Annotated in this window: 22 protein-coding genes; 8 read left to right on the forward strand and 14 right to left on the reverse strand. The window is 54.5% G+C overall.

Annotation, left to right across the window (positions count from 1 at the left end; genetic code table 11):
* Positions 1–171: 171 nt before the first annotated feature.
* The 4 genes from BM235_RS01655 to BM235_RS01670 all read left to right on the forward strand — a co-directional run bounded on the left by BM235_RS01655 (position 172) and on the right by BM235_RS01670 (position 6,282).
* The gene (locus BM235_RS01655) at positions 172–2,439 is read left to right on the forward strand and encodes a helix-turn-helix domain-containing protein (RefSeq protein WP_158543652.1); all 2,268 of its coding nucleotides are present in this window, start codon (positions 172–174) and stop codon (positions 2,437–2,439) included.
* A gap of 243 nt (positions 2,440–2,682) precedes the next feature.
* Positions 2,683–3,639 (forward strand): ABC transporter permease, encoded by a 957-nt coding sequence (locus BM235_RS01660; RefSeq protein WP_090108795.1) that lies wholly within the window; start codon positions 2,683–2,685, stop codon positions 3,637–3,639.
* Between the two features lie 12 nt (positions 3,640–3,651).
* Positions 3,652–4,536 carry a carbohydrate ABC transporter permease gene (locus BM235_RS01665; RefSeq protein ID WP_090108796.1) on the forward strand — a complete coding sequence of 295 codons (885 nt, stop codon included), beginning with the start codon at positions 3,652–3,654 and terminating at the stop codon, positions 4,534–4,536.
* Between the two features lie 168 nt (positions 4,537–4,704).
* Entirely contained in the window at positions 4,705–6,282 is a 1,578-nt protein-coding gene (locus BM235_RS01670; protein ID WP_158543653.1) for a DUF3502 domain-containing protein, read from the forward strand.
* A 731-nt stretch (positions 6,283–7,013) separates the two neighbouring features.
* Here the strand turns inward: BM235_RS01670 and BM235_RS01675 are convergent.
* Complete coding sequence (locus tag BM235_RS01675) at positions 7,014–9,326, reverse strand: glycoside hydrolase family 95 protein (protein ID WP_090108798.1); 2,313 nt, start codon at positions 9,324–9,326, stop codon at positions 7,014–7,016.
* Positions 9,327–9,503: 177 nt separating this feature from the next.
* Complete coding sequence (locus BM235_RS01680) at positions 9,504–10,064, reverse strand: cupin domain-containing protein (protein ID WP_255374014.1); 561 nt, start codon at positions 10,062–10,064, stop codon at positions 9,504–9,506.
* Between the two features lie 125 nt (positions 10,065–10,189).
* Between BM235_RS01680 and BM235_RS01685 the strand changes: the two genes are divergently transcribed.
* Positions 10,190–10,477 (forward strand): hypothetical protein, encoded by a 288-nt coding sequence (locus BM235_RS01685; RefSeq protein WP_090108799.1) that lies wholly within the window; start codon positions 10,190–10,192, stop codon positions 10,475–10,477.
* Positions 10,478–10,553: 76 nt separating this feature from the next.
* Here BM235_RS01685 and BM235_RS01690 read toward each other — a convergent pair whose 3' ends face one another.
* The 3 genes from BM235_RS01690 to BM235_RS01700 all read right to left on the reverse strand — a co-directional run bounded on the left by BM235_RS01690 (position 10,554) and on the right by BM235_RS01700 (position 12,865).
* Positions 10,554–11,504, reverse strand: coding sequence for an NHL repeat-containing protein (locus BM235_RS01690; RefSeq protein ID WP_090108800.1), 951 nt, complete (start codon positions 11,502–11,504; stop codon positions 10,554–10,556).
* 156 nt (positions 11,505–11,660) lie between these two features.
* On the reverse strand, positions 11,661–11,912 hold the full coding sequence (locus BM235_RS01695) for a hypothetical protein (RefSeq protein ID WP_090108801.1): 252 nt from the start codon (positions 11,910–11,912) through the stop codon (positions 11,661–11,663).
* Between the two features lie 59 nt (positions 11,913–11,971).
* Entirely contained in the window at positions 11,972–12,865 is an 894-nt protein-coding gene (locus tag BM235_RS01700; RefSeq protein ID WP_090108802.1) for a ketopantoate reductase family protein, read from the reverse strand.
* 160 nt (positions 12,866–13,025) lie between these two features.
* Between BM235_RS01700 and BM235_RS01705 the strand changes: the two genes are divergently transcribed.
* On the forward strand, positions 13,026–13,613 hold the full coding sequence (locus tag BM235_RS01705; protein WP_090108803.1) for a TetR/AcrR family transcriptional regulator: 588 nt from the start codon (positions 13,026–13,028) through the stop codon (positions 13,611–13,613).
* Between the two features lie 2 nt (positions 13,614–13,615).
* Here the strand turns inward: BM235_RS01705 and BM235_RS01710 are convergent, their stop codons facing one another.
* Positions 13,616–14,083 (reverse strand): hypothetical protein, encoded by a 468-nt coding sequence (locus tag BM235_RS01710; protein ID WP_090108804.1) that lies wholly within the window; start codon positions 14,081–14,083, stop codon positions 13,616–13,618.
* 145 nt (positions 14,084–14,228) lie between these two features.
* Here BM235_RS01710 and BM235_RS01715 point away from each other — a divergent pair, with 145 nt between their 5' ends.
* Entirely contained in the window at positions 14,229–14,549 is a 321-nt protein-coding gene (locus BM235_RS01715; protein ID WP_090108805.1) for a hypothetical protein, read from the forward strand.
* A 526-nt stretch (positions 14,550–15,075) separates the two neighbouring features.
* On the opposite strand, the gene BM235_RS01720 is transcribed toward BM235_RS01715, so the two are convergent.
* The 3 genes from BM235_RS01720 to BM235_RS01730 form a co-directional block, all read right to left on the reverse strand.
* Entirely contained in the window at positions 15,076–16,275 is a 1,200-nt protein-coding gene (locus BM235_RS01720) for an MFS transporter (RefSeq protein ID WP_090108806.1), read from the reverse strand.
* A 77-nt stretch (positions 16,276–16,352) separates the two neighbouring features.
* Positions 16,353–16,940, reverse strand: coding sequence for a TetR/AcrR family transcriptional regulator (locus BM235_RS01725; protein WP_090109555.1), 588 nt, complete (start codon positions 16,938–16,940; stop codon positions 16,353–16,355).
* A 128-nt stretch (positions 16,941–17,068) separates the two neighbouring features.
* The gene (locus BM235_RS01730; protein ID WP_090108807.1) at positions 17,069–17,566 is read right to left on the reverse strand and encodes an AAA family ATPase; all 498 of its coding nucleotides are present in this window, start codon (positions 17,564–17,566) and stop codon (positions 17,069–17,071) included.
* A 132-nt stretch (positions 17,567–17,698) separates the two neighbouring features.
* Here BM235_RS01730 and BM235_RS01735 point away from each other — a divergent pair, with 132 nt between their 5' ends.
* On the forward strand, positions 17,699–18,082 hold the full coding sequence (locus tag BM235_RS01735; RefSeq protein WP_090108808.1) for a hypothetical protein: 384 nt from the start codon (positions 17,699–17,701) through the stop codon (positions 18,080–18,082).
* 81 nt (positions 18,083–18,163) lie between these two features.
* Here the strand turns inward: BM235_RS01735 and BM235_RS01740 are convergent, their stop codons facing one another.
* The 5 genes from BM235_RS01740 to BM235_RS01760 all read right to left on the reverse strand — a co-directional run bounded on the left by BM235_RS01740 (position 18,164) and on the right by BM235_RS01760 (position 22,515).
* Positions 18,164–18,595, reverse strand: a complete 432-nt coding sequence (locus tag BM235_RS01740) for a universal stress protein (RefSeq protein WP_090108809.1) — start codon at positions 18,593–18,595, stop codon at positions 18,164–18,166.
* Between the two features lie 5 nt (positions 18,596–18,600).
* Positions 18,601–19,833 carry a CynX/NimT family MFS transporter gene (locus BM235_RS01745; RefSeq protein WP_090108810.1) on the reverse strand — a complete coding sequence of 411 codons (1,233 nt, stop codon included), beginning with the start codon at positions 19,831–19,833 and terminating at the stop codon, positions 18,601–18,603.
* A 186-nt stretch (positions 19,834–20,019) separates the two neighbouring features.
* Positions 20,020–20,580, reverse strand: coding sequence for a helix-turn-helix domain-containing protein (locus BM235_RS01750; protein ID WP_090108811.1), 561 nt, complete (start codon positions 20,578–20,580; stop codon positions 20,020–20,022).
* A gap of 198 nt (positions 20,581–20,778) precedes the next feature.
* Positions 20,779–22,131, reverse strand: coding sequence for a M56 family metallopeptidase (locus tag BM235_RS01755; RefSeq protein WP_090108812.1), 1,353 nt, complete (start codon positions 22,129–22,131; stop codon positions 20,779–20,781).
* 9 nt (positions 22,132–22,140) lie between these two features.
* Entirely contained in the window at positions 22,141–22,515 is a 375-nt protein-coding gene (locus BM235_RS01760) for a BlaI/MecI/CopY family transcriptional regulator (RefSeq protein WP_090108813.1), read from the reverse strand.
* Positions 22,516–22,623: the final 108 nt, after the last annotated feature.

Here is a 22,623-nt window from a genome sequence, read left to right on the forward strand (position 1 = left end):
GAAAGAAGCAGCTTCAGTATAGTTGATGAAAACGTTAAAATATTGGCATTGCCGTGCTCATTTTTGAATTTTTTATACTTCCTTGTCCTAGACCGCCACTTTACCATGCAATAGACGGTTAACATTCTCCGCATCTTCCTTTATAGTAAGTCTACAAAGGAGCGAATGGTAATGAACGGGGAAAGACGGCTAAAAATCCGGTTTTTTATGAGCTTGACGTTAATCTCGATCTGTTCGGTGCTCGTGCTGGCTACCGCCCTTTTCTTCTGGTTCCGCGGCAAGACGATCGATTACGTCAACAAAGCCAACGATAGCGTCCTGTTGAACACGGAGACGGTGTTCGCCAAATATATGGATTCGGTGCAAAACTATACGCTCGCCTTCTATCGCCACCCGAACATCAACTCGGTCATGCAGAGCGGCGACAGCAGCTGGAGCGACCAGCTGTTCAGCGCGCTCAGCCAGATCAAGGGAACGCTCACCGTCAACCCTTATCTTGAAAACGCTTATATCATGGGCGCTAACGGCCCGGTCATGATGTTCGAGAACAATCCGCTGAGCAAGGCGTCGAAGCAGGAGCTGTTCGAACGCATCCGGGACGGCTTGATCAAAAATTCGCCTTTCTTATGGACCGCGACGCTCAACAACGGCGACAAGGAAACCGTCATGATGACGTATTACAACGACAAAGTGTACGCGAACAGCGAATACACCGGCGCCATCGCCATCTCGACCAATCTGAGCAAGCTTCAGGAGAACATCTTCTCGGATGTCGCGGACAGCGATACGCACTATGCCGTGCTGAGCCCCGAAGGCGCCGTGCTGATGCAAAGCGGTCCGCCCGGCGACGACTACGACGATGCGTTGCTGAAGCGCATCGTCGGCGGGCGCAGCGCTTCCGGCACGCTGGTCTGGAAGCCGGATCGCGGCCCCAAGCAGCTGATCACGTATCGCCTGGCTGCCAAACAGGGGCTCTGGTATCTCTCGGAGACGTCCTACCGCAACAGCATTCGCGACATCTCCAATGCCCTGGTGCTCTTGATCGCGCTGTGCGTCGTCCTCGCGGCCGCAGCGGCGGGCGTGGCGGCATTTGTCTCGCATCGCATGTACAAGCCGATCGGCGCGCTGTTCGGCAATATCCGCAGCCTGTCGGGCGATCGTCCCGCCTTCGCGGGCGCCGGTGGCTTCGAGGAAGCGAACCAAGAGCTGGAGCGGATCGCCGGCCGGTTCGGCGAGCTCAAGCGCGAGAACGAAGACAGCGCGCTGCTGTCCTGGCTCACCACGCCGTACCGCTCGGGCGAAGCGGTGCCGTCAGCGCTGCCGCTGCTGAAAAGCGGCGGTCCCGGCAGCGCGGCCTTCTGCGTCGCGGTGCTGCGGCTGGAAGAGCGCATCGGCGAGGGCGAGACGATGAACGACGCCGAGCGGATGGCACGGCTGCGGGATCTGCCGCGGGCCGTCGAAGCGCTGTTCGAAGGCGCCAGCGCGTGCCGTGGCTTCTTCCCGCACCCGGGGACGGCCGTGCTGATCGTCAGCGAAGCGCGCGAAGGCAGCTTCGGCGATCAAGGCATCGCCCGCGAGCGCTGGGAGCAGCTCGAGCAGCTGGTCCGCGCTTGGCCGGGGACGCAAGGCGCGCTTGGCGTCAGCCGGCTGTCCGCCGACTCTTCTCAATTGAAGGCGCTATACGAGGAAGCCCGTGACTGCCTGCAGTACATGAAGTTCCAGTACCGGACGCCGATTGTCTACGCGGAGGACGCCGCGCAGCTAACGGACGCGCCGATGCCGGAACAGACGCTAGAGGCCGTGCTGCAGGTGGTCCGCGACCAGAAGCACGAGCTGATCCCGCGCGCGGTGGAGCGCGTGCTCGCCGAAGCCGGCGGCTATCGCGCCGAGCAAGCTACGATCGCGCTGTCGCGGATCGCTTCGGATCTGTCCGGCATCGCCGAGACCGGCGCGGCCGGCGGCATCCCGCGGCACGCGGACTTCCTCGAGCTGTACCAGCGCATCTGGAGCTTCGCCGGCTACGAAGAACTAAGAGCCTGGCTCGAGCAGCTGAGTTTCAGAGCCTACGAAAAATTAAAGGAACGCAACGCCGTGCAGACGCGGGATGTCGCCGGAGAAGCCATCGCCCATATCCGCAAGCACTTCGCCGATCCGATGCTGTCGCTGAACGCCCTGGCGGACAAACTCGCGATCAGCCCGCCGTACCTCAGCCGCTTGATCACCGAATCGACCGGCAGCAGCTTTCCCGACTTCGTCAACCTCGTCCGGCTGGAGCATGCGCGCTCCCTGCTCGTGGACGAGCTCGAGCTGGACATCCGCACCGTCGCGGAGCGGTCGGGCTACGGCAGCAGCACGTACTTCACGACCTTGTTCAAAAAGCGGTACGGCATGACGCCGACGAAGTGGCGGCTCAACCATATCGTGCAGCAGAGCGAATGACCGCAAGCCCCGATTGATCGAAAGCCCCGCATCCGCGCCGGATCCGGGCTTTTCGTTTTTTTTGAGGGATTTCAGTTTTTTGAAGGCGGGCTTCGCGCCGGTTTTTTAAGCGATTTCATTTCTTTGAGATGGCGCTTTGGCGCCAGGGTGAATAAGCTTGGGTCAGTAAGCGCTTTCGGTCCACGCATCGATGCGAAGCTGCTTGAGCACCATCCACCAACGCAGGACAAGGAGTGAATCTTGATGACGGAAAAAGCTTATCCGACGCCCAAGGCGCAAGGGCGAAGCAAATGGCTGCGATCGCTGCGCAACGACAGCTCGCTGTTCCTGCTGGCGCTGCCCGGCGTGATCGCGCTGATCCTGTTCGCCTATTTGCCGATGAGCGGGCTCATCCTCGTGTTCAAAAATTACAATTTTAACGGCGGCATCTTCGGAAGTCCCTGGGCGGGCTTCGACAACTTCGACTTCTTCTTCTCGAGCATAGACAGCGCCATCCGGGCGACCCGCAATACGGTCATGCTGAACGTGCTGTACATGCTGACCGGCACCTTCTTCTCGGTTGCGCTCGCCATCGCGCTGAACGAGCTGCGGAGCAAAGGCTATATCAAAATTACGCAGAGCGTCATGTTCTTCCCTTACTTTATCTCGTGGATCGTCATCGGCGCGATCCTGTTCTCCCTGCTCGACTTCGAAAAGGGGATCGTCAACCGCATGCTCGAAGGCATCGGCATGCAGCCGGTCGACTGGTACGCGCATCCATGGCTCTTCGTCGTCGTCCTCGTGCTGGCGAACATCTGGAAAAGCGCGGGCCACGGCGCCATCATCTACTACGCGGTGCTCCAAGGCGTCGATACGTCCTACTATGAGGCGGCCCGCATCGACGGCGCGTCCCGGTGGCAGCTCATCACGAAGATCACGCTTCCGATGCTGATTCCTTCTATAATATTGCTCACGCTGCTGAGCATCGGCGGCATGCTGAAGGGCGACCTCAGCATGATCATGGGCGTCACCTTCCTCAATCCGCTGCTGCTGCCGACGACCGACATCATCGACGTCTTCGTGTACCGCACCGCGATCCGCTCCGGCGAGTTCGGCTTCGCTTCGGCGATCACGCTTTATCAATCCGTGTTCGGGCTCCTGCTCGTGCTGATCGCCAACAAGCTGGCCGGCTGGTACGACAGAGACAGCAAACTATTTTAGGAGGGACGCGTCATGGCCATTCGGGAAAATCGAACGCTGCTGATTTTTTTCTACGTATTCATCGGCGTGTTCGCCGCCATCTGCTTAATCCCGTTCATCCTCGCGGTATCGGGCTCGCTCTCGTCGGAGGCGAAGATCGCGGCGAACGGCTACTCCTTTTTGCCGCAGGGCTTAACGCTGGATACTTATAAATTCATGTTCGGCTCCAAATCGGACGAGATCATCCGCGGTTACTTAAACTCGGCGAGTATAACGGTGCTGGGTACCGTGTCCGCCGTGCTCGTCACGTCCGCCTACGCCTACGTCATCACCGCCAAAGGCTTCCGCTTCCGGGGCGCCTTCGCCTTCTTCGCCTACTTCACGATGCTGTTCAGCGGGGGGACGCTCCCCTGGTACATTTTGACGACCAAGTACTATCACCTGAACGATACGCTGGCGGGGCTGTTCGTCCCGTATCTGCTCAACGTGTTCCTCATGTACCTGCAGGCCAACTACTTTAAAAGCATCCCGCACGAGGTCGTCGAGTCGGCGCAGATCGACGGGGCGGGGCATTACCTGATCTTCTTCCGCATCATGCTGCCGCTCGGCCGCGTCGGACTCGTCACCATCTCGCTCTTCTACGCGCTGCAGTTCTGGAACGACTTTTTCCTCCCGCTCATGCTCGTGACGGACGAAAAGCTGTTTACGATCCAGTACATGATGTACTATATGATGGCTAACATTCAATTTCTGGCTTCGGGGAATGCTTCAAGGATCAGCGGCGCCCTCATCGCGCCTCCGCTCGAGACGGCCAAGCTTGCCATGACCTGCCTCACCGTGCTGCCGATCGCGATCCTGTATCCGTTCCTGCAGCGCTACTTCGTCCGAGGCATCGTCGTCGGCTCCGTCAAAGGCTGATCGCGGATGGCGCTATTCATAAAAATAAAGCGATTTCAGGTTTTTTAAGCCCTTCAATCCGTTGATTTTTAACGCTTTTCACTTTCTTGAGATAGCGGCGGCGGAGATGTAAACGTATTCTGAAATCGCTTACCGAAACGCCAAAAAACATTTCTGGAGGTCATGTTTATGGTACGTCGCAATACTTTTGGGGCCTTGCTCGCCCTCGTCTTCACCCTCACGCTCGTCTTGTCCGCCTGCAGCTCCAAATCGAATGAAGGAGGTGCGGCGGAATCAAGCTCGCCCGCAGCAGCTTCGTCCGGCGCGGCGTCTACCGCGGCTTCATCGTCCGACGCGAACGATGCGTCCAAAGCCGACTTTTCCGAACCGGTCAAGCTGAAGCTCTTGTTCTACACGGGGCAGTCCAAGCGCATGGCCGAGCTCGCCAGCAATGAACTGAAGGATCTCGTTAAGAAAGAAATTAACGCCGAGATCGAATACGTCTACTTGCCTTGGTCCGAATACGGCGGCGGCAAGACTGACCTGATGCTGTCGTCCGGCGAAGAGTTCGCCGCGTATACGGACATCAACTATTTGTCCAAATCCGTATCCAAGGGCTTGTATGCGGACTTGACGCCGTACGTCGATACGTATGCGCCGGATCTGAAGAGCAACGTCGCGGCCGCTTCGTTCGATGCCTTCAAGCAGAACGGCAAGCAGTACGCGATTCCCGTCGGCAACCGAGCCAGCTCGGCCGCCTTCTACAGCGTCATGGTCCGCCAGGATCTGCTAGAGGAAGTCGGCATGACGACGATCGGCTCGCTCGCGGATCTGGAGCAGTACTACGACAAAGTGCACGCCAAGTACCCGGATATGATCGGCTTCGCCTCGACGGACGCCACCTACATGCTGATGTACGAATACACCGACCAGAACCTGAACTGGATCAACAACTTCATCGCGGTCAACGAAGCCGCCCAAGACGACAAGCTCATCAGCTGGTACGAAACGCCTGAGTTCAAGAAATACGCCGGCCTGATGAACGGCTGGTACAAGAAAGGCATCATTCCGAAGTACGCCGTCACGAACCAGCCGCAGTTGATGTCCGACTGGAACGCGGGCAAGGCGATGTTCTTCCCGGGCACGGCGACCCGTCCGATCGAAGGCATCGCGGGCATCACGAAGGCGGTGCCGACGGCCAAACTGCAGAACTACTTCCTGAGCAAAAACGACCGTCCGAAGATCAGCCGCGGCACGTACAACACCGCTTACTTCGTCTCAGCCAACGCCAAGCACCCCGAGCGTTACGTCGCCTTCTTCAACCTGCTGCAGAAAAACCAGGAGCTGTATGACCTGTTCACCTACGGCATCAAGGACAAGGACTACACGATCGACGAAAACGGACGCGTGACGAAGCTGACGTCCGACCTCTTCCTCGACGACTGGATGATGATGAACGACAAGTTCATGCGCTTCGAGAAGAGCGTGCCGGACGACTTCATCGAGCAGTACAAGCATTGGGACGACGACGCGATCCTGTCCAAGACCGCAGGCTTCAACTTCGACAATACGGCGGTCAAAAACGAAGAGTCCAAGCTGAACGGCGTGTTCACCGAGTTCATCGCGCCGATCGCCAGCGGCTTCGTCGACTACGACACCTACTTCCCGAAGGCGCTCGACAAGCTGAAGGCGGCGGGGCTCGACAAGTACATCGCGGAGTATCAGAAGCAATTCTCGGCATGGTACGCCAATAAGCCGAAGTCTTAAGTAGTCTGGATCAGCTCGAGCTGCGCCCTTCGGGGGGCGGCTCGGGCTGAAGTCGTCTCAGCCAGGACTTTCTGCGCCATTCGCGGGCGGCTTGGGTGAAAGTGTTCTCAGCCAGCACTTCTTGCACCATTTGTGTCGCGGTTCGGGCTGGAGTAGTCTCAACTAGCACTTTCTGCACCATTTGTGGCGCGACTCTGGCGGAAGAAGTCTCATCCAGCACTTTCTGCACCATCCACGACTTAGCTCTGGATAAAGTAGCTTCGTGTAGCGTTTCTTGGACCTCATGCGGCGCTGCTCGGGGTAAAGTAGCTTCGTGCAGAGTCACTTCGACCGTCCGCGCCCGACTCTAGCTAAAGTAGCTTCATACAGCGTTTCTTGGACCTCATACGGCGCGGCTCGGGGTAAAGTAGCTTCGTGCAGAGTCACTTGGCCCATCCGCGCCCCGACACTAGCTAAAGTGACTTCGTGCAGCGTTACTTCGACTGTCCGCGCTCCGACTCTAGCTAAAGTGGCGCCGTACAGTGTTACTTCAACCATTCATGGTTTGACCCGCGCTCGAGTGGCGTTGTACAGCGTTACTTCGACTAATCACCCCGCGGCTCGGCAAATGTGGCGGCGTACAGCGTTACTTGACCACTCACGAACGGCGCAGCACGGACACTCAACGCAAAAAAACGCTCGTCCCGGGACTACCATCCCTGGTACGAGCGTTTTCGTCATTCCTTCGCCGGCTACAGCGGCCGGATGAGCACGGTCTCTCCCGCGCGCATCGACAGCGCGAGCAAGCCGTCGGGGTGCCGCGCCGCCGCGTCAATCGGGCTTCCGTCTGGCCATATCGCCCGGACCGGCAACCCTACGCCTGCGCGCAGCCGGAGCGTCTCGCCGCCGGTCGACGTCACGCGCGCTTCCGTCAGGCGGCCGTCGCGCCACGCCAGATCCAGCTCGAAGCCGCCGCGCGCGCGAAGGCCCGAGATGCTGCCCGCGGACCATGCCGCCGGCAGCGCCGGGAGCAGCGCGATATGGTCGAGATGGCTCTGGAGCAGCATCTCGGCGATGCCGGCGATCGCGCCGAAGTTCCCGTCGATCTGGAAGGGCGGATGATTGTCGAACAGGTTCGGCAGGGTCGACATGCGCAGCAGAGCCATCGTATGTTCGTACGCTTTCTCCCCGTCCAGGAGCCTCGCCCAGAAGTTGATGATCCAAGCGCGGCTCCATCCCGTATGTCCGCCGCCGTTTTCCAACCGGTGCAGAAGGGTCTCCTTCGCTGCATTCGCGAGCGCCGGCGTCGCGGCCGGACTGATCGTCGTGCCCGGATGCAGGCCGAACAAGTGGGAGATATGACGGTGCCCCGGCTCCTGCTCCTCATAATCCTCCAGCCACTCCTGCAGCCGGCCGCCCCTGCCGATCTTCATTTCCGGCAAACGTCCCTTGGTCTCCTCCCACAGGAGGCGATCCGCCTCGTCCGTGTCCAGAATCAGACTGGACTGAATGCAGGCATCCAGCAGCTCCGTAATAATCTGCGTGTCCATCGCCGGACCGTAGCACAGCGTGCCGGTCTCGCCGTTCGGCAGCCGGTAGACGTTCTCCGGGGAGACGGACGGATTCGTGACAAGATACCCTTCAGGGCTCTCCACGAGGAAGTCGACGAAAAACAACGCAGCTTCCTTCATCGTGTCATAGGCACGCCTTAAAAACCGCTCGTCCGGATTAAAACGGTAATGCTCCCACATGTGCAAGGTCAGCCATGCGGCGCCCATCACCCACTGCGTCGCCGGTCCGTAAATATCCTGCGGCGCGGTATCGGCCCAAATATCCGTATTGTGGTGCGCGACGAAGCCGCGGCAGCCGTACATCTCGCGAGCCGTCGTTCTGCCGCTCTCCCGCATGCGCTCGACCAGCTCGAACAAGGGCTCGTGGCATTCCGCGAGATTGCACGACTCCGCCGGCCAGTAGTTCATTTGCGTATTGATGTTGATCGTATATTTGCTGTCCCACGGCGGCGTCATCGAGTCGTTCCAGATTCCCTGCAGGTTCGCCGGGAGCGAGCCCGGCCTGCTGCCGGAGAGGAGCAGGTACCGGCCGAAGTGGAAATACAGTGTGATCAGCCCGGCATCCTCGGCGCCCTGCGAGACTCGCTCCAGCCGCTGCGCGACGGATCGGCCGTTTGCCACTTCCTCGCGCGAGCCTAACGTCAGCTTCATTCGATCGAACAGCGGCGCGAAATCTGCGATATGCCTCGTCTTTGACCGCTCATACGTCTCCGCCGCCGCGCCGTTCAACACGTCCAGACACTGAGCCTCGGGCTCCGGGTAACGGAACGTGCTTGCCGCCGTCAAAATCAGCGTCACGGCGTCGGCACCTTCAACGAATAGATGCTCGCCAATGACGCGGACCTTCCCGCCGCTGGCCACGGCTTTCACCGCTGCCGTGTAGGACAGCCCATCCCGTCCGCCGCAATCGTTGCTCATCGTGACCGTATCGGTGCCAACTCGGCCCGACCGGTCCATATAGCGACCTTTGTTCCGCTCGAATCGCGTATTAAAGGAGATCGCCCCCGGGCGGTCCGCCGTAAAGCGAATGAAAATCGCCTGATCCGGGTAACTGCTGAATACTTCCCTATGGTACTTAATCCCACCGTATTCGTAGTCAACCGACGCGACCGCCGATGCCAGATCGAGCTCCCTGCGATACAGCGACGTCTCGCCCTCGGGATGATCGTACCGGATGACCAGATTGCCCGCCGTCAGGTAGTGCCGCTCGCTCCGCGGCGTAGCGGACAGCGCGGCTTCCGCCAGACGATGCGCTTCCTTCAGCCTGCCCTCGAACACCAGCTTCCGCACTTCGGGCAGATAGGTCAAGGCGTCCGGATTGTTGCGATTGCGCGGTCCGCCGTACCAGACGGAGTCTTCATTGAACTGGATCAACTCCTCTTCGACCGTGCCGAACACCATGGCGCCCAGTCGCCCGTTCCCCACCGGCAGCGCCGAATTCCAGTCCTTCGCCGGCTCATCGTAGGACATTAGCGTTTCAGATGACAGATTCATTCGCCGCTCTCCTTTACTTTACGGGACTTTCCGAGCATTCCCCTTAAGTATAGGACAACAGATCGCCAATATCTTGGGAGAGCGGCGTTTCTTTTTCGCCAATTTATATATTTTTGTCCTTCTCACGCAAACAAGCCGACCGCTAGGGTCGGCTTGTTTGTCTATCCGCGCTTATCGCTATCGTTCAGCGGCTTCCGCATCCGCCTTCGTCGGATGAACCGTGCCGAACGGGTGCTGCGGCGGCGCATAAATGACGTATACCTTAAGCGGCTTGTCGCCCGTATTGGTCACATTATGCCAGGTGCCGGCAGGGACCATGATCGCATCGCCCTCGCCAGCCGCGACTTGGTAGTCCAGCCGGTCCTTGGATTTCCCCATTTGAACCAGGCCCTGACCCTCTTCGATCCGGATAAACTGATCCGTGTGCGGGTGCACCTCGAGACCGATGTCGCTGCCGACGGGAATGCTCATCACGGTCACCTGGAAGTGCTCCCCGGTCCATATGGCGGTTCGGAACGTCTCGTTCTGCTCCGTCGCCTTTTCAATGTTGCTGACAAGCGGTTGCTTCCCATAATCCTTCATGGCCGTCCCTGCTGCGGGCTGCGAGCTGAACCGCTCATTGCCGTAAGGGCTCGGATACGCAGGCTGCCGGAAATAAGGATAGCTGAAGTTGCGATACAGCTGCCATACATAATAGGAATACGCAGGGTTCGAAACGGCTTGAGGCAAAGCTTGCATCGGGTTCATCCCTTCATGCTTAATTACCTCATCCTATGCCCAGTATGGGTAAACGTACCTTGGTCATCGCAAGCCTGCTATGATAAGGGTATAAAGCGCTTTTTCATTTTGTGGAGGTGAGCTCCGTGTCAAAAGGAACCCGAAAAATCGCGCTTGCCGTCATCCTCCTACTCATCGTCTACTTCCTCTTTTTCCCTTCCATAACGCCTCAATTAGCCGTGAGAAAGCAGCTATTGATCTCCTTTCACCCGATTAAAGCCGTCACTGTTGAAGTGCGACAAGGAAAAAATAAACACGATCCTAAGTATGGCGACCTCTATGAAGTATCGGATCCTGATATCGCCGAATCATTTATCTATGTAAAAAAGTCATGGCTAGGTTGGCGAGTAACCTCTGTCGGATCGGGGCCTTAAAGGATTTGCAGCACGCAAAAATCCCCTCAAACGGCGCTTCCGTTCGAGGGGATTTCCGTTTTATTCTCGCTTCAGCTTAAGTCCCGAGTATCCGCTTCCGATTCAGCACCGCCGCATTCGGCGGCCCGTAATCGTGCATCACGTCGACCTTCGAGATCTCGTCGTTATACACTTTGAACGAGCGGATGGCCGAATACGAGTCGATCTCGGTGACATACACTTTGCCGTCGAAGTACGACATGTAATACGGCACGCCTTTGAAGCCCATTTTCGTATACAGATCCTCGGCGGTGCTAAAGTCGGACAAGTCCTTCAGTCGAATGAATCGGTTGTAATACACCGTGATGTAGTAATAGGAACCGATCTTCTTAATATCGTTCATTGCGCGGTAGCCTTCCGGCACGTCGTACTTTTGCTGCAAGGAGAAGGTGCCGTCTTTGTAGTTAGCGACCAGGATCTGGTTGGGTCCGCTTACGAAGTACATCAAGCCGTCGATGATCGAGAACGATCTGACATAAGACGCCTCCATATACGGAAGGTTCTTCTTGCTGTCGATCACGACATGGCCGTTTTTGACCGACAGGGTGTACATGTTCTGCGTGTCCGAGGTAAGGACATAAAACTTCTGGGTGGCAGGATCGTAGATGGTTCGATGCGGTCTGCCCTTGATGTCGCCGATCGCCTGGGTTCTGACGAAGCCCTTGGTCGTCAAGGTATAAACGATCAGGCGATCCCGGCCAGTGTCTTCGGCGATGAAGATGGTGCCGTTGCCCGCGATGGAGTGAGGAGCGGCTATGTAATCGTCAAGCACTTTCCATTGACTGATCGGAAGCTTTACGTCCTTGCTGTAGATGATTCTATGATTCCAGGAATCCGTGATGAAGTAGAGGCCCGAGATCTTGGTAATGTACATCGGCGAATACAAGCGGTCTGCATAGGTGGCGGTAGCGGCGTTTGTTGGCGTCGATTGGAACAATAGCGCGATCAAGGCTACGAGCATCGTCAAGCGCAAGCCAGCTTTTCTCAAAAAATATCCCTTCCCCTCTAGTTGATGGTCACAGAATATATAACCGCAATTTGCCTGTTTCGTAACAGGAGAGGACAATCTGGGACAAAAAGAGGGGCCGCTCGCGCAAAAAATATAAGCGCCTCTTCGAGAGAAGCGCTGCGGTACAACGAGTTTCTATTGTTTTGGATCGGAATCGGCTGGTATCGCCGGATGGCTGAGCGCGTAGCCTAACGGCACCGGCTTAGGATCTACCCATGTAAAATGCTTGCGCTCTTCTTGCGGACGCGGGGAAGGTTCTTTTGCGACAACAACGCCGGCATGATTGGCTTTGGCATAGTTGAGCGATTGAACGACAAACGTACCTCCCAGCACAAGCACGCAGAGTCCTCCGATCGCTACCGCCAACTTGGTTCCCTTTACGTTCAATGTATCGCCTCCCATTTATTGTTATTCATACAGACGCAATGGAAGGCGCGAAGTTGCAGTCATCGCCGGGCAGATATCCTTTGATGAAACATCTCGTCTAACAACAGGATTTCCGCTTTTTGGCTGATGGCATGGTTCCCAAGCTTCACATCGATGATGAAGTCATTGCTCAGCATCTGCTGGTATCGGGAAATAATCTCACTTTCGGGCAGCTCGCCCATTGCCATCGTTTCGGCTGGGATTACCGGAATTCCGGCTTGCGCGACCAGGCGAATGTTCCGTTTAATATCTACGGCGATCTTGCTTAGCGTGCTTGCACTTCTTGCCGTCTCGATATCCATCATTCCGTCATCCGTATAGAAATGTTTGTTGACGATCGCGAGCGCCGTATGCGAAATGTGAAAGGCCTGAATGTCCTTTTGGATTTCATAATGCAAACCCGCCGATTCAAATATTTGGGCAAGCTCTTTCACTCTTTCGGTCGTCAGTCCGTTTATTTCGCCAAAAATGGTTCCTTGATGTTTTTCGGAACCGAATTGGGCATACAGGACATCTTCCTTGATGTCTCCACCGGCGCCAGGGAATCCCGGAAGCAAGCGATCGCCCACGATATCAAGCCAAGCGTCATAGCCAATGGTGTTGGTCAAGGTGACGATGGTCTTGCTCCGATTGTGCTTGATCGCCGACAGGGCGGATTCGGCCTGATCGTATCGAACGGGAACAAAGACATAATCATAAATATCGTCGTTATCCAGCTTTTCTATCGTCTTGATCGATATTTGCTTGATCGTCCCGTCATCGTTGTATTTCAGACCGTCCCTTTTCAGCGCCTCCAGTCTCTTCCCTCGCGCCAGTATCGTGACGTCAAGTCCCGACTGTGCGAATCGGAGTGCATATACGCTGCCAATCACGCCGGCGCCAAAAATCAAAAGTCGATATGGTTTGGTAATCATAATGCTCCATCCTTTCATTGAATCAGTCACAGATTGTTTAAGCAACACCTGTTTGATAGGATATTAATATCGCATGCTTATGAATTCAACCGGCAGAGCGGGATGATCGTCGCATAGGCAACACATGGTAAGATCTGATGTGTAACAAGGAGATATAAAAATGGTCAATCAGGAAGATCCAAGGGTGCTGCGCACACGGGAGTTAATACAAGCGGCGTTTAGAGATTTATTGCGGAGAAAAGGATTCGATGCGATCACCATCAAAGATATCGCCCAGAAAGCAACCATTAACCGCGCCACCTTTTATGCCCATTTTGAAGATAAATACGCTTTGCTCGACGAAGTCACGGAACTGGCTTTTGATGCCATGATTCCTGAGCAAGTGACGCATGCGCAGGCGTTCACGGATGATATATGCGACCGGCTGATTTTGGCGACGCACCAGTACATCGTTGATTTTTATCGGAACTGCAGGATGGATTCCCATTCGATGGCGACGCTTGTCGATGAAAAAATAAAGAAAATGCTGCAGCAAACGATAGCGCGCATTTTCCTGAAAGGGGATTTTCCCCAACGGGAGGACAGGCATCATATAGAAATCATGGCGGCCATGACAGGTTCGGCGATCTATGGCGCTGCGCACTATTGGTTAAATGTCGAGGAAAAAGATCGAACCGACGTGCTTGCAGACTTGGTTCGTCCCTATGTCATGAACGGTCTGGGGCTGTATCGCAATGGCGATGCATAGCCCTATTGATGAATCGCAAAGTCCCTCGCGCACTTCTCGATCAGCATGCAAAAAGAACGATTGTGCCCGACAAGAAAAGAAGAACAGTCGTATCGGCCGCGAGCGGGCTCGAAAGTGACTAGCAAGCGATGCTTCATATAAGCCATCGCCGCCTGCACGAACCGATCCGCCAGAGGAGAGGAAATGAACGTAATATAGGCGTACAGGGAGTGATCCTCCGGCTCGTCGAGCACGCTGACCCCTGCGCAGGAAAACTCCGTGGCGATTCCGATTCGCTTGAACTGCGTCAGCGCGCCGAGCAGCTCCGCGTCGATCTCCGTTTGCCCGAGCCTGGCCGTCTGCTTGGCCTTTCGCCTGACCTTCGGCCGCTCCATCCATTCGGCGAGCTCCAGTCTTCGCCTCTGCCACCGCTGGTCGGAATGCCGGCTGACGACGAGCTCTCCGGTGTCGCCGATGTCTGCATAAGTCATCTTCCTCACCTCCCGCTGCGCTTGTTTCTTTCATTACCCCGCGGCCGATTGTTGTACTTAACGCGTCTCGCGTGTCTCGAGAGCAACTTTGGATTCATCGATGACGTCTAGTTTAAGGAAACGATTGTAAGGGGGCCCGATTCATATGACGATCCTCAACCGATTGCTCGCCGTCACGATTCTGGCGGGCGTTCTCGTGACGGCGATCGGCTGCGCTTCTTCCGAAACGAATCCTAAAATGAATGCCGTTGCTTCAGAGAGCGCCTCTATTATAGCCGAACAGACGATTCAGCCATCCACCGCGTCGGTGTCAGCCCCCATTGAGGCGTCGCAGGAGACATCCGCATTTGCTTTAAAAGTAGGAGATGAGCTGCTTCATCTGCAGGATTGGGACGACCGCACGGATCTTGAAGGCTTACTCGGCAAGCCGCTCTCGCAGAAGACCGAAGCGCTGAAAAACGCCTAGCGGAATCGTCGTCGGAAGTACGGTAGCAGAGGTGAAAAAGGCATACCCGGATGTTGGATTCGGCGACGGACGCACAGATCCGGATAATGCCGCTTATCGTCTAAGCGATAAGGACGGGCGAAATCTTGAGTTTGACGTCAAGAACGGAGCGGTCGCGAAGATTCGTTTGTTTTTCTTGATTCCATGAGTGAAATAAAGTCCTAAAATATGCAATTCAAAAAATATAGATTTATAGAATGAACATAAAAACGCTAGGCTTTTACTTCTCCTAGCGTTATTTCAATCGGCATCGATATTTATGCTTATCCCAAGTCTGACCACGATCAGGTTGCGAATCGTGCTCTTGCCACTGCCATTGTTCCCGGCAAATACATACATGATAGGTGTCCAATCAAGCATTCGAGGACCGTTCACTGACGGCTACAACATAAGATCTTTAATCTGATCCATTGACCTCACCATCCAAGCACGTTAGTTATATTTGCTTAAAATTATACCATACCGGCGCAGCAATCATTCCTCATACTCATTCACCCGCCACGCCCCTCCTTCTCGACCCCTTCATCGACACCGCGAAGCAAATCAGCAGCACCACGGCGGCGAGCGTATACGGCGCATTGATCTCGATGTCGAACAGCACGCCGGCGACGATCGGTCCGACGATGTTGCCGAGGCTCGTGAAGGCGGAGTTTAACCCCGCGACGTAACCTTGCTGGTCCTTGGCCAATTTAGACATCTGCGTGCCAATCGTGGGGCGCAGGATATCGATGGCGAGGAACACGACGAAGGTGACGGCAAAGATCAGCCAGAACTGGTGCACGAACAGCATCAGCAGGACGAAGATTCCCGCGACGAGCAGACAGGCGGTGATGATGCTTTTCTCCCCGAACCGGTTCAGCAGCCAGCTGAAGATCGTGAGCTGCACGAAGGCGCCGGCGATCGAGCCGAACGTGATGACGAAGGCGATGTCCTTCGGATCGAAGCCGAACTTGTGATCGACGAAGAGCGAGTAGATCGTCTCGAAGTTGGCGAGGCCGAACGACATGACGAACACGATGATCAAGCTGAGAAAATAAGGCTCGCGGTACGAATACTTCAGTTGCGTGAGCAAACTGTTGGGCTTCTCGGCCACCACAGCTTGCGCAGGTTCGGCTCCTTTTACAGGCAGAGATTCCTTGAGGAAAAACAAAGTCACGATGGCCGCGACGACGCCACCGACGCCTGCGGCATAGAACGGCGCGCGAATGCCGAATTCGGCGATATAGCCGCCGATGCCGGGACCGATGATGAAGCCGGTCGTGATCGCGGCGTTCACGTATCCCATGCCGGCCGCGCGCTCTTCTTCCGTCGTGATGTCCGCCGCATAAACCATGACGGCCGGCATGATCATCGCCGCGCTGAGGCCGCCGAGCGCCCGCGATACGAACATCAGCACCGGCGAGTGCGCGATGCCGAACAAGCCTTCGGAGGCGGCGAATATGAACATGCCGATGACGATCATCCGCTTGCGGCCGACCGTGTCGGACATACGTCCGGCCAGCGGCGAGAACAGGAACTGGGCAAGCGAAAAGACGGCGATCATCAGCCCCATCAGGCTCCCGCTCACGCCCAGCTCGTTCATGAAGCTCGGCATGATCGGAATAATCAGGCCGATGCCGGTGAATACCAAGAAAAGGTTCAGCATTAAGATGAGCAGCGCGCCCTGTTGTTTAACCAAGATAGCCATTTTCTAACGTCCTCCAAGTCGTTTCGCGAATACTGAATATTCATTCTAGATGTGGGCAAAAAAAAGGAAGGCCGCGGTCAGGCGATCCCATGCAGGAATACGTCCACGGCAAGCCGGTACGCCGCTAGCGCCTCGCTCCGTTCCATATGCCGGGCGTGCTGGCTCAGTCCGAACAGCAGGCTATCGAGAATCATGCCGAGCGCGGTCGCGTCCGCCGCCTTGAACTCTCCGGCGTCGATCCCCCCCTGCAGCAGCTGCTTGTTGAAGTCGACGTACCCTTTTATCATCTGGCGGATCCGTTCTTCAACCTCCGAGCCCTTCTCGGCATTGTGATAGAACTCGTCCATCGCCTTGGTTAGCGGATGGTTGAGCTGCTCGTGCGCCAGATGCTCGGCCATGCCGTACAGCTTGTCGGCCGTCGTCGCATAGAGCGACTCCTTCGCGCGCCACGTCTCCTCCCACTCCCGGTCCCATTCCTCGATCAGATGCAGGAACAGCCCTTCTTTGCTCTTGAAGTGGTAATAGATATTGCCCGCGCTGCACCCGGTCGCCTTCACGATCTCCTCGATCGCGGTCGCTTTATAGCCTTTCTTGATAAAGAGCGCTTTAGACGCGTCGGCGATTTTCTTCTTGGTCTGCTCGGTTTGAAGCTGCTTTTTGTTGATGGGGATCACCTCGAATGCGATGTGACACTAAGATACTGAATGATTATTCAGTATTATAGCGTGCGGGAGGCGGCGATTGCAATGGCGGCTTAAGCCAATGTGTAATTGCGGCTGCCCCTCCGTTATATTCAAACGTATTGGAGAACCCACTCTTTTATCCGAGAGGAAACTTCGGTTACATCCGTATCTGTCGTATCGATAGTCGGCATAGGCGGGTTATAGACCTCATCGGCAATCTCAAGCAATCGTTTCGCAAAGCTTTTATGGTTTTGAATTTCTTCCTCCGGCCAATTCCTTTCACGCAAACGTTTCTCCCGCGTTTCTTCGTCACAATGTAGGTTTAGGTAATATACATGTTTAAAAAAGTGAAAGTCCGCACATTTTTCAATATCCCAAGGCATCATTGTTCCGCATAGGATCGTCATGCGTCCGCTTTGAGCAATATTTCGAGCCACTCGAAGCCAAATATTCCGATTTTTCTCCCAATCGTGCCCGATGAATTCATTAAGATCATCCGGGTCGAAAATATCAAAATCAGACATCATTCTTCGTAGTTCCTTGATGACATAGGTTTTCCCTGAACCGCTTGCGCCCGTGACGATAAATAAAGGCAACTGCCTTTCCACTTTTGCATCCCCGCCTTATCAAAATTCAATTAAACGAATGCCGGCCCGTTATTTTAAATATGGCACCTTATACGGATGTCCGTTTCTAATCGTTCATTATCCCCATACAATGCGCCGAGGGGGTGATGAACAGTGGCGAATCCTGTTTTCATTGGCTCGAATTGTATCGTTAAGATAGGCAATCAATTTTTTCTGATCGCTGAAATTGAAGCAAAAACGACAGGCGTCGAAATCGACCCGATTTTCGCTATTAGAACGACTCCTTTTCAAGCTCGCCGTCTCATTCGTGCGGGTGTCATGCGTTGCAAGATCCAAACTACTGCCCCGAGACCGTCTCGAGGGAAAGAGGTTGAATTAAAAGGGGTACTTTTCGCAAACGGTCAGATCTTTTCAGTATTCGACGTTGAAAATTCCACCGATGTTGCGGTACTCGTAAAAATCAACGCAGCAAAGGCGCAGCAACTGATAAGTAAAGGGGTACGCATCATTAAAGTTATTCGGCGCCCATTTAACTAAACCAAGAACAAAGTGAAAGACGCAACTTTAGGGATGCCCGGATCATCGCCTAAATTGCGTCTTTTCGATACGCCCTCGGTTTTAATGCACAATGAGGACCGGGCAGCTTGATAGCTGTGAAACCTTGTGGCTGACGCTTCCAAGCATCATTTCTTTTATGCCCCTTAGCCCACGGCTTCCGATAATAATAAGTTGCTGCTCGGTATCCCTTGCATAATTTAATAGTTCATGTGCGGGATCTCCCTGAAGTTGAACGGTTTCCGGGTTAATCCCCGCAGATAGTAATTTAGATTTGGCTTGTTGCAGCTGTTCCAAGCTCGCTTTCTCCATTTCGTTCAACATTTCCTCTAAGAAATGCTCTGGTATATAGGTCATGCCATTCGACACAAATTCCTGGCTGACATTAACCAAGGTAACTTGCGTTTGTTTGTATCGGGCCATTTCAAAGGCTGCATCGAGGAGCTTGTTCGTTATTTCAGCTTGATCAATGGCCACCATAATCTTTTCAAACATATTTATCATCCTTTCCGTGGCAGATCGTGACGATTTCGGCTACCTACAAAACGGTTTTTTGCTGCGCCTATACCGACTAAAAAGAGTAAGACCGAAGCGCCAAGCAGAATGAAAAGCGGCAGGTTCCAACTATTCGTCGCATCGTGCAGATATCCGATTAGGGCAGGACCGACTGCGGCAAGCAGATATCCGATCGATTGCGCCATGCCGGACAGCTCCGCTGCTTGATGCGCATTTTCAGTACGCAACCCGAAAAACATCATGGACAAACTAAAGGCGAAGCCTCCGCCGATTCCGAGTAGGATGATCCACAACAGAACGATATTGGAGCTTCCGTAAAGAAGTCCGAGCGTTCCCGTCAAAAGCAAAGCGGTTGTGATGACCACCAGCAAACGTTGGCTAGACAAGCGCCCGGCAATAACGGGGACCATAAAGGTAAATGGAAGCATCGCTAACTGCATGATCGAGAGGTACCATCCCGATTGGTTGGATTGAATGCCTTGCTGCTTTAAAATTTCGGGCAGCCATGCGATCAACACGTAGAAGACCATGGACTGTATACCCATAAACATCGTTACTTGCCAGGCAAGCGGGGATCGCCAAACATTCACATCGTCGCCGGCCGTCTTCTGACTCGTGGTGGCTGTTTGCTTCGTTTGATTTCTTAATTGGGGTAACCAACAAAGGATCGATACAAAGCTCAGAATCCCCCATATTCCCAATGCGCCCTGCCATTTAAGACCTGCGTTCATGGCTAGCGGCACGCTGATTCCCGATGCGATAGCTCCGCTTAAACTCATTGAAATGGAGTAAACGCCAGTCATGGAGCCCATTTTATTCGGGAAATCCCTTTTGATTATACTTGGCAGCAATACATTACATACGGCAATCGCGAATCCAAGAATGGCCGTCCCCATAAACAGATTAGCCGCGCCAGATAAAGAACGTATGGCAATACCAACGGTCAGAAAGATGAGGGCAATCAGAATGATACGTTCAACCCCAAACCTTCGCCCTAATTTGGGTACGAGAGGCGATAATAAAGCAAAGGCAAGCAAAGGTACCGTCGTGATCAGGCCCGCTAATGTATTTGAAATATGAACGTCATCCCTTATGAGACTCACTAAAGGACCGACTGCGGTTAAGGGCGTGCGTAAATTAGCTGCAATAACAATAATGCCGAGAATGATCAGCCCTATAGAGGATGGTACGGCTTTATTATTTTGTTTGTTCGGCAATCTTCACTTCCCCTTCCTGAATGAATACTCAACAACATTCGCGCGAACAACAAAAGTATATTATAGTATATTATTTTTAACAATAAGTATTTTATAATAGACAATAGAACATTTAAAAACAAAAATACAACTCTGAAATCCCGCCATGGAATTCGGAGTTGTATTTAATAAGCGAATTTTCGATTTTTAGAAACCATACTTTAAGGAAATATGGAGCACGGTTTCGCTGTTCGTAGGGTTGGTATAAGCGTGAGGACAATCTGCGCGAAAACTGATCGTATCATATTGATTCAGGGTGTAAGTCTCTCCGTTGACTTGAATTTCAATGGAACCGGTCATTACTGTCGCGATTTCGGTTGTATTCACATGATGACCTTCAGGGTGATACGAGCTGTTGGGCTGTAAGTAAGCCCGACACATTTCAATATCGTTGCTTTTAAAAACGGGTTCAATGATCCAATTTTTTTGATCGTTCGAAAACCGCAGTCCTTCGCCCGCTCGATACAAACTAACGGGGTCCTCTGATTTGAACAAAGCCAATAGCGGTAAAGATATGCCTTTTGAAATTTTCCATATAATCGCCAAAGTCGGATTGGTCTCGCCGCGTTCGATATTGCCCAGCGTAAGTTTGCTTACGCCCGTTAATTCCGCTAAGTCGTCTAAGCTCATGTTTTTTTCTTTTCTGTACTTTTTCAAGGCGCCGCCGATTTGTAATACCATTTGTTTGGATTCATCGATTTCGTCCATTTGATATTCTCCTCAACAAAAACAGTTAAAGCTAGTATATGGTTTATCCAGATTCTTTTCTAGAACGTCTATATAACTAATCTGCCGGTTCATTGTCTATCTATACATCCACATCAGGGCGAAGTATCCCTCCATCCTAATAAAACAAGAAGACCGGGCCCCGGTCTTCTTGTTTTTCGTCGTGCTTAAGGACACGCGTCACTTTACAGAAGGAACCGCCTCTGGTTCGGCTGCAGCTTCGGTAGCCGTCGGAGCGGGCGCCGTCTCCGGAACGGCGTGTGCTTCGTCAGAGGGAGCCACCGCCGCCGATGCTCCAGCGGATTCGGCCGCAGCAGGAGCGGGCGCCGCCGTCGGAACGGCATGTCCTTCGTCGGAGGGAACCGGAGCGGCTGTCGGATCGGGAGCCGGCGCTGCCGTAGCATGCGGCTCGTCGGAGGGCCCCGCTGCTGCTTCTTCTTCGGCCGTTGCCGTCGGAGCAGGTGCCGTCTCTGCAGTAGGAACTGACGTCGCAGTCGGTTCCGCCCCGGATGGCGCCGCTTCGACTGGAGCAGCCACGGTTGGCGTATTGTCCGAAGCCCATACGGCTGCGGTCGTGCTGACGCCGGCAATCAAGAACAAGGCGGCCACCGTCAGAAACATCGTTTTCTTTTTCATTTTCTTTGCGTTCAGCATAAGCGTTAGTCTCCTTTTGAACTGTTTGCCGTCGCCGGATAAGGAGGCGCTAAACCGCGCCGGTAAATTCCCCGAACCGGCCATTACGTTAAGCAGCGTGATGCCATATCTTTTTCGCTCGGAATGGGACATCCCGATGACGACTTCTTCATCGCAGGACAGCTCGCTCCAGATCTGAATCTCCTTGCGGAGCAGGTGAGCCAGCGGGTTATACCAGTGCAAGGCGCCGACGGCCAGCGCGAATGCCTTGACCCACAAGTCCTTCCGTTTCAGATGGATGAACTCGTGACGGAGCACCATGTCCAAATCCACGTCCGCGGGAAGCGCTGCAGGAAGATAAATAACGGGCCGCCGCAGACCGACCAGAACGGGACTACGGATCATGGAACTGCCGGCGAGCGCGACGTTGCCTTTTAGACCGAGCTCCCGCTTGATCAATGAGAGCCGTTCAGCAGCTTCACTGCGATCCGGGAGAGCGATGCGCGTACGCGCCAGCGCCGCGGAGAATCTGCGATAATCGTACAACTGCCGCGCCGCAAATCCGATAGCGCCGATCGCGCATATCCCTAGAATGACAAAGGCTGCGCTGACCGGAATGGTCGGGACCGACAAGGGGGGCTCAGCTACCATCAAGCCTCCTCCGTCGGATACGGACGGCGAATCATGCACGGTCGCCGGATTGGAGCCGATCAGCGGCCAAATCCAAGAAATGCCGACGGCGATAGGCAGCAGATAGAACAAGATCGCGATCTTTTGAAGCCGGTAACGCCACTTGGCAGGGAACAGATCCACGGGGACTTTCCGCAAAAATACAATGCAGGCGGCGACAACGCTCCCGGCTACGGCCATCGCAAACAGCATTTCAAGCATCGCGTTCATCAGAAGCACCTACTTTTCCGAAAACCATTTTTTCAGATCGGCGATGTCTTGATCCGTCAGCTTGTCGCCGTCATACATAGCCGCAATCAGGTTTTTCACGGAGCCTTGGTACAACCCGTCCAAGACGTGCTGCGTCTCGAGCAGCTTATAGTCCTCGGGCGAAATGCGCGGCACGTACTTGTTGGTCCGGCCATCCCTGGTAGCCGCAAGAGCTCCTTTATCCACCAAGCGCGACAGAAAGGTGGAGATGGTCTGCGCCTTCCACTCGCGTCCCTTTTGCGCAAACATGCGCAGCAGCTCGGTAGATGTGACCGGGGGCGCGCACGCCCAGATCACTTCCATTAACTCCATTTCCGTATCCGACAGCTTTTGAATCAAGGTCACGGGGAAACACCTCTTTGCTCCGTCATGCGTCCATAACGGCATCGATTACTACACCACGTAGTAATATTAAATTACTACATCGCGTAGTAGTTCGTCAAGTGAGGCCGA

Source organism: Cohnella sp. OV330, from assembly GCF_900112065.1.
In the GTDB taxonomy this organism is placed as follows: Bacteria; Bacillota; Bacilli; order Paenibacillales; family Paenibacillaceae; genus Cohnella.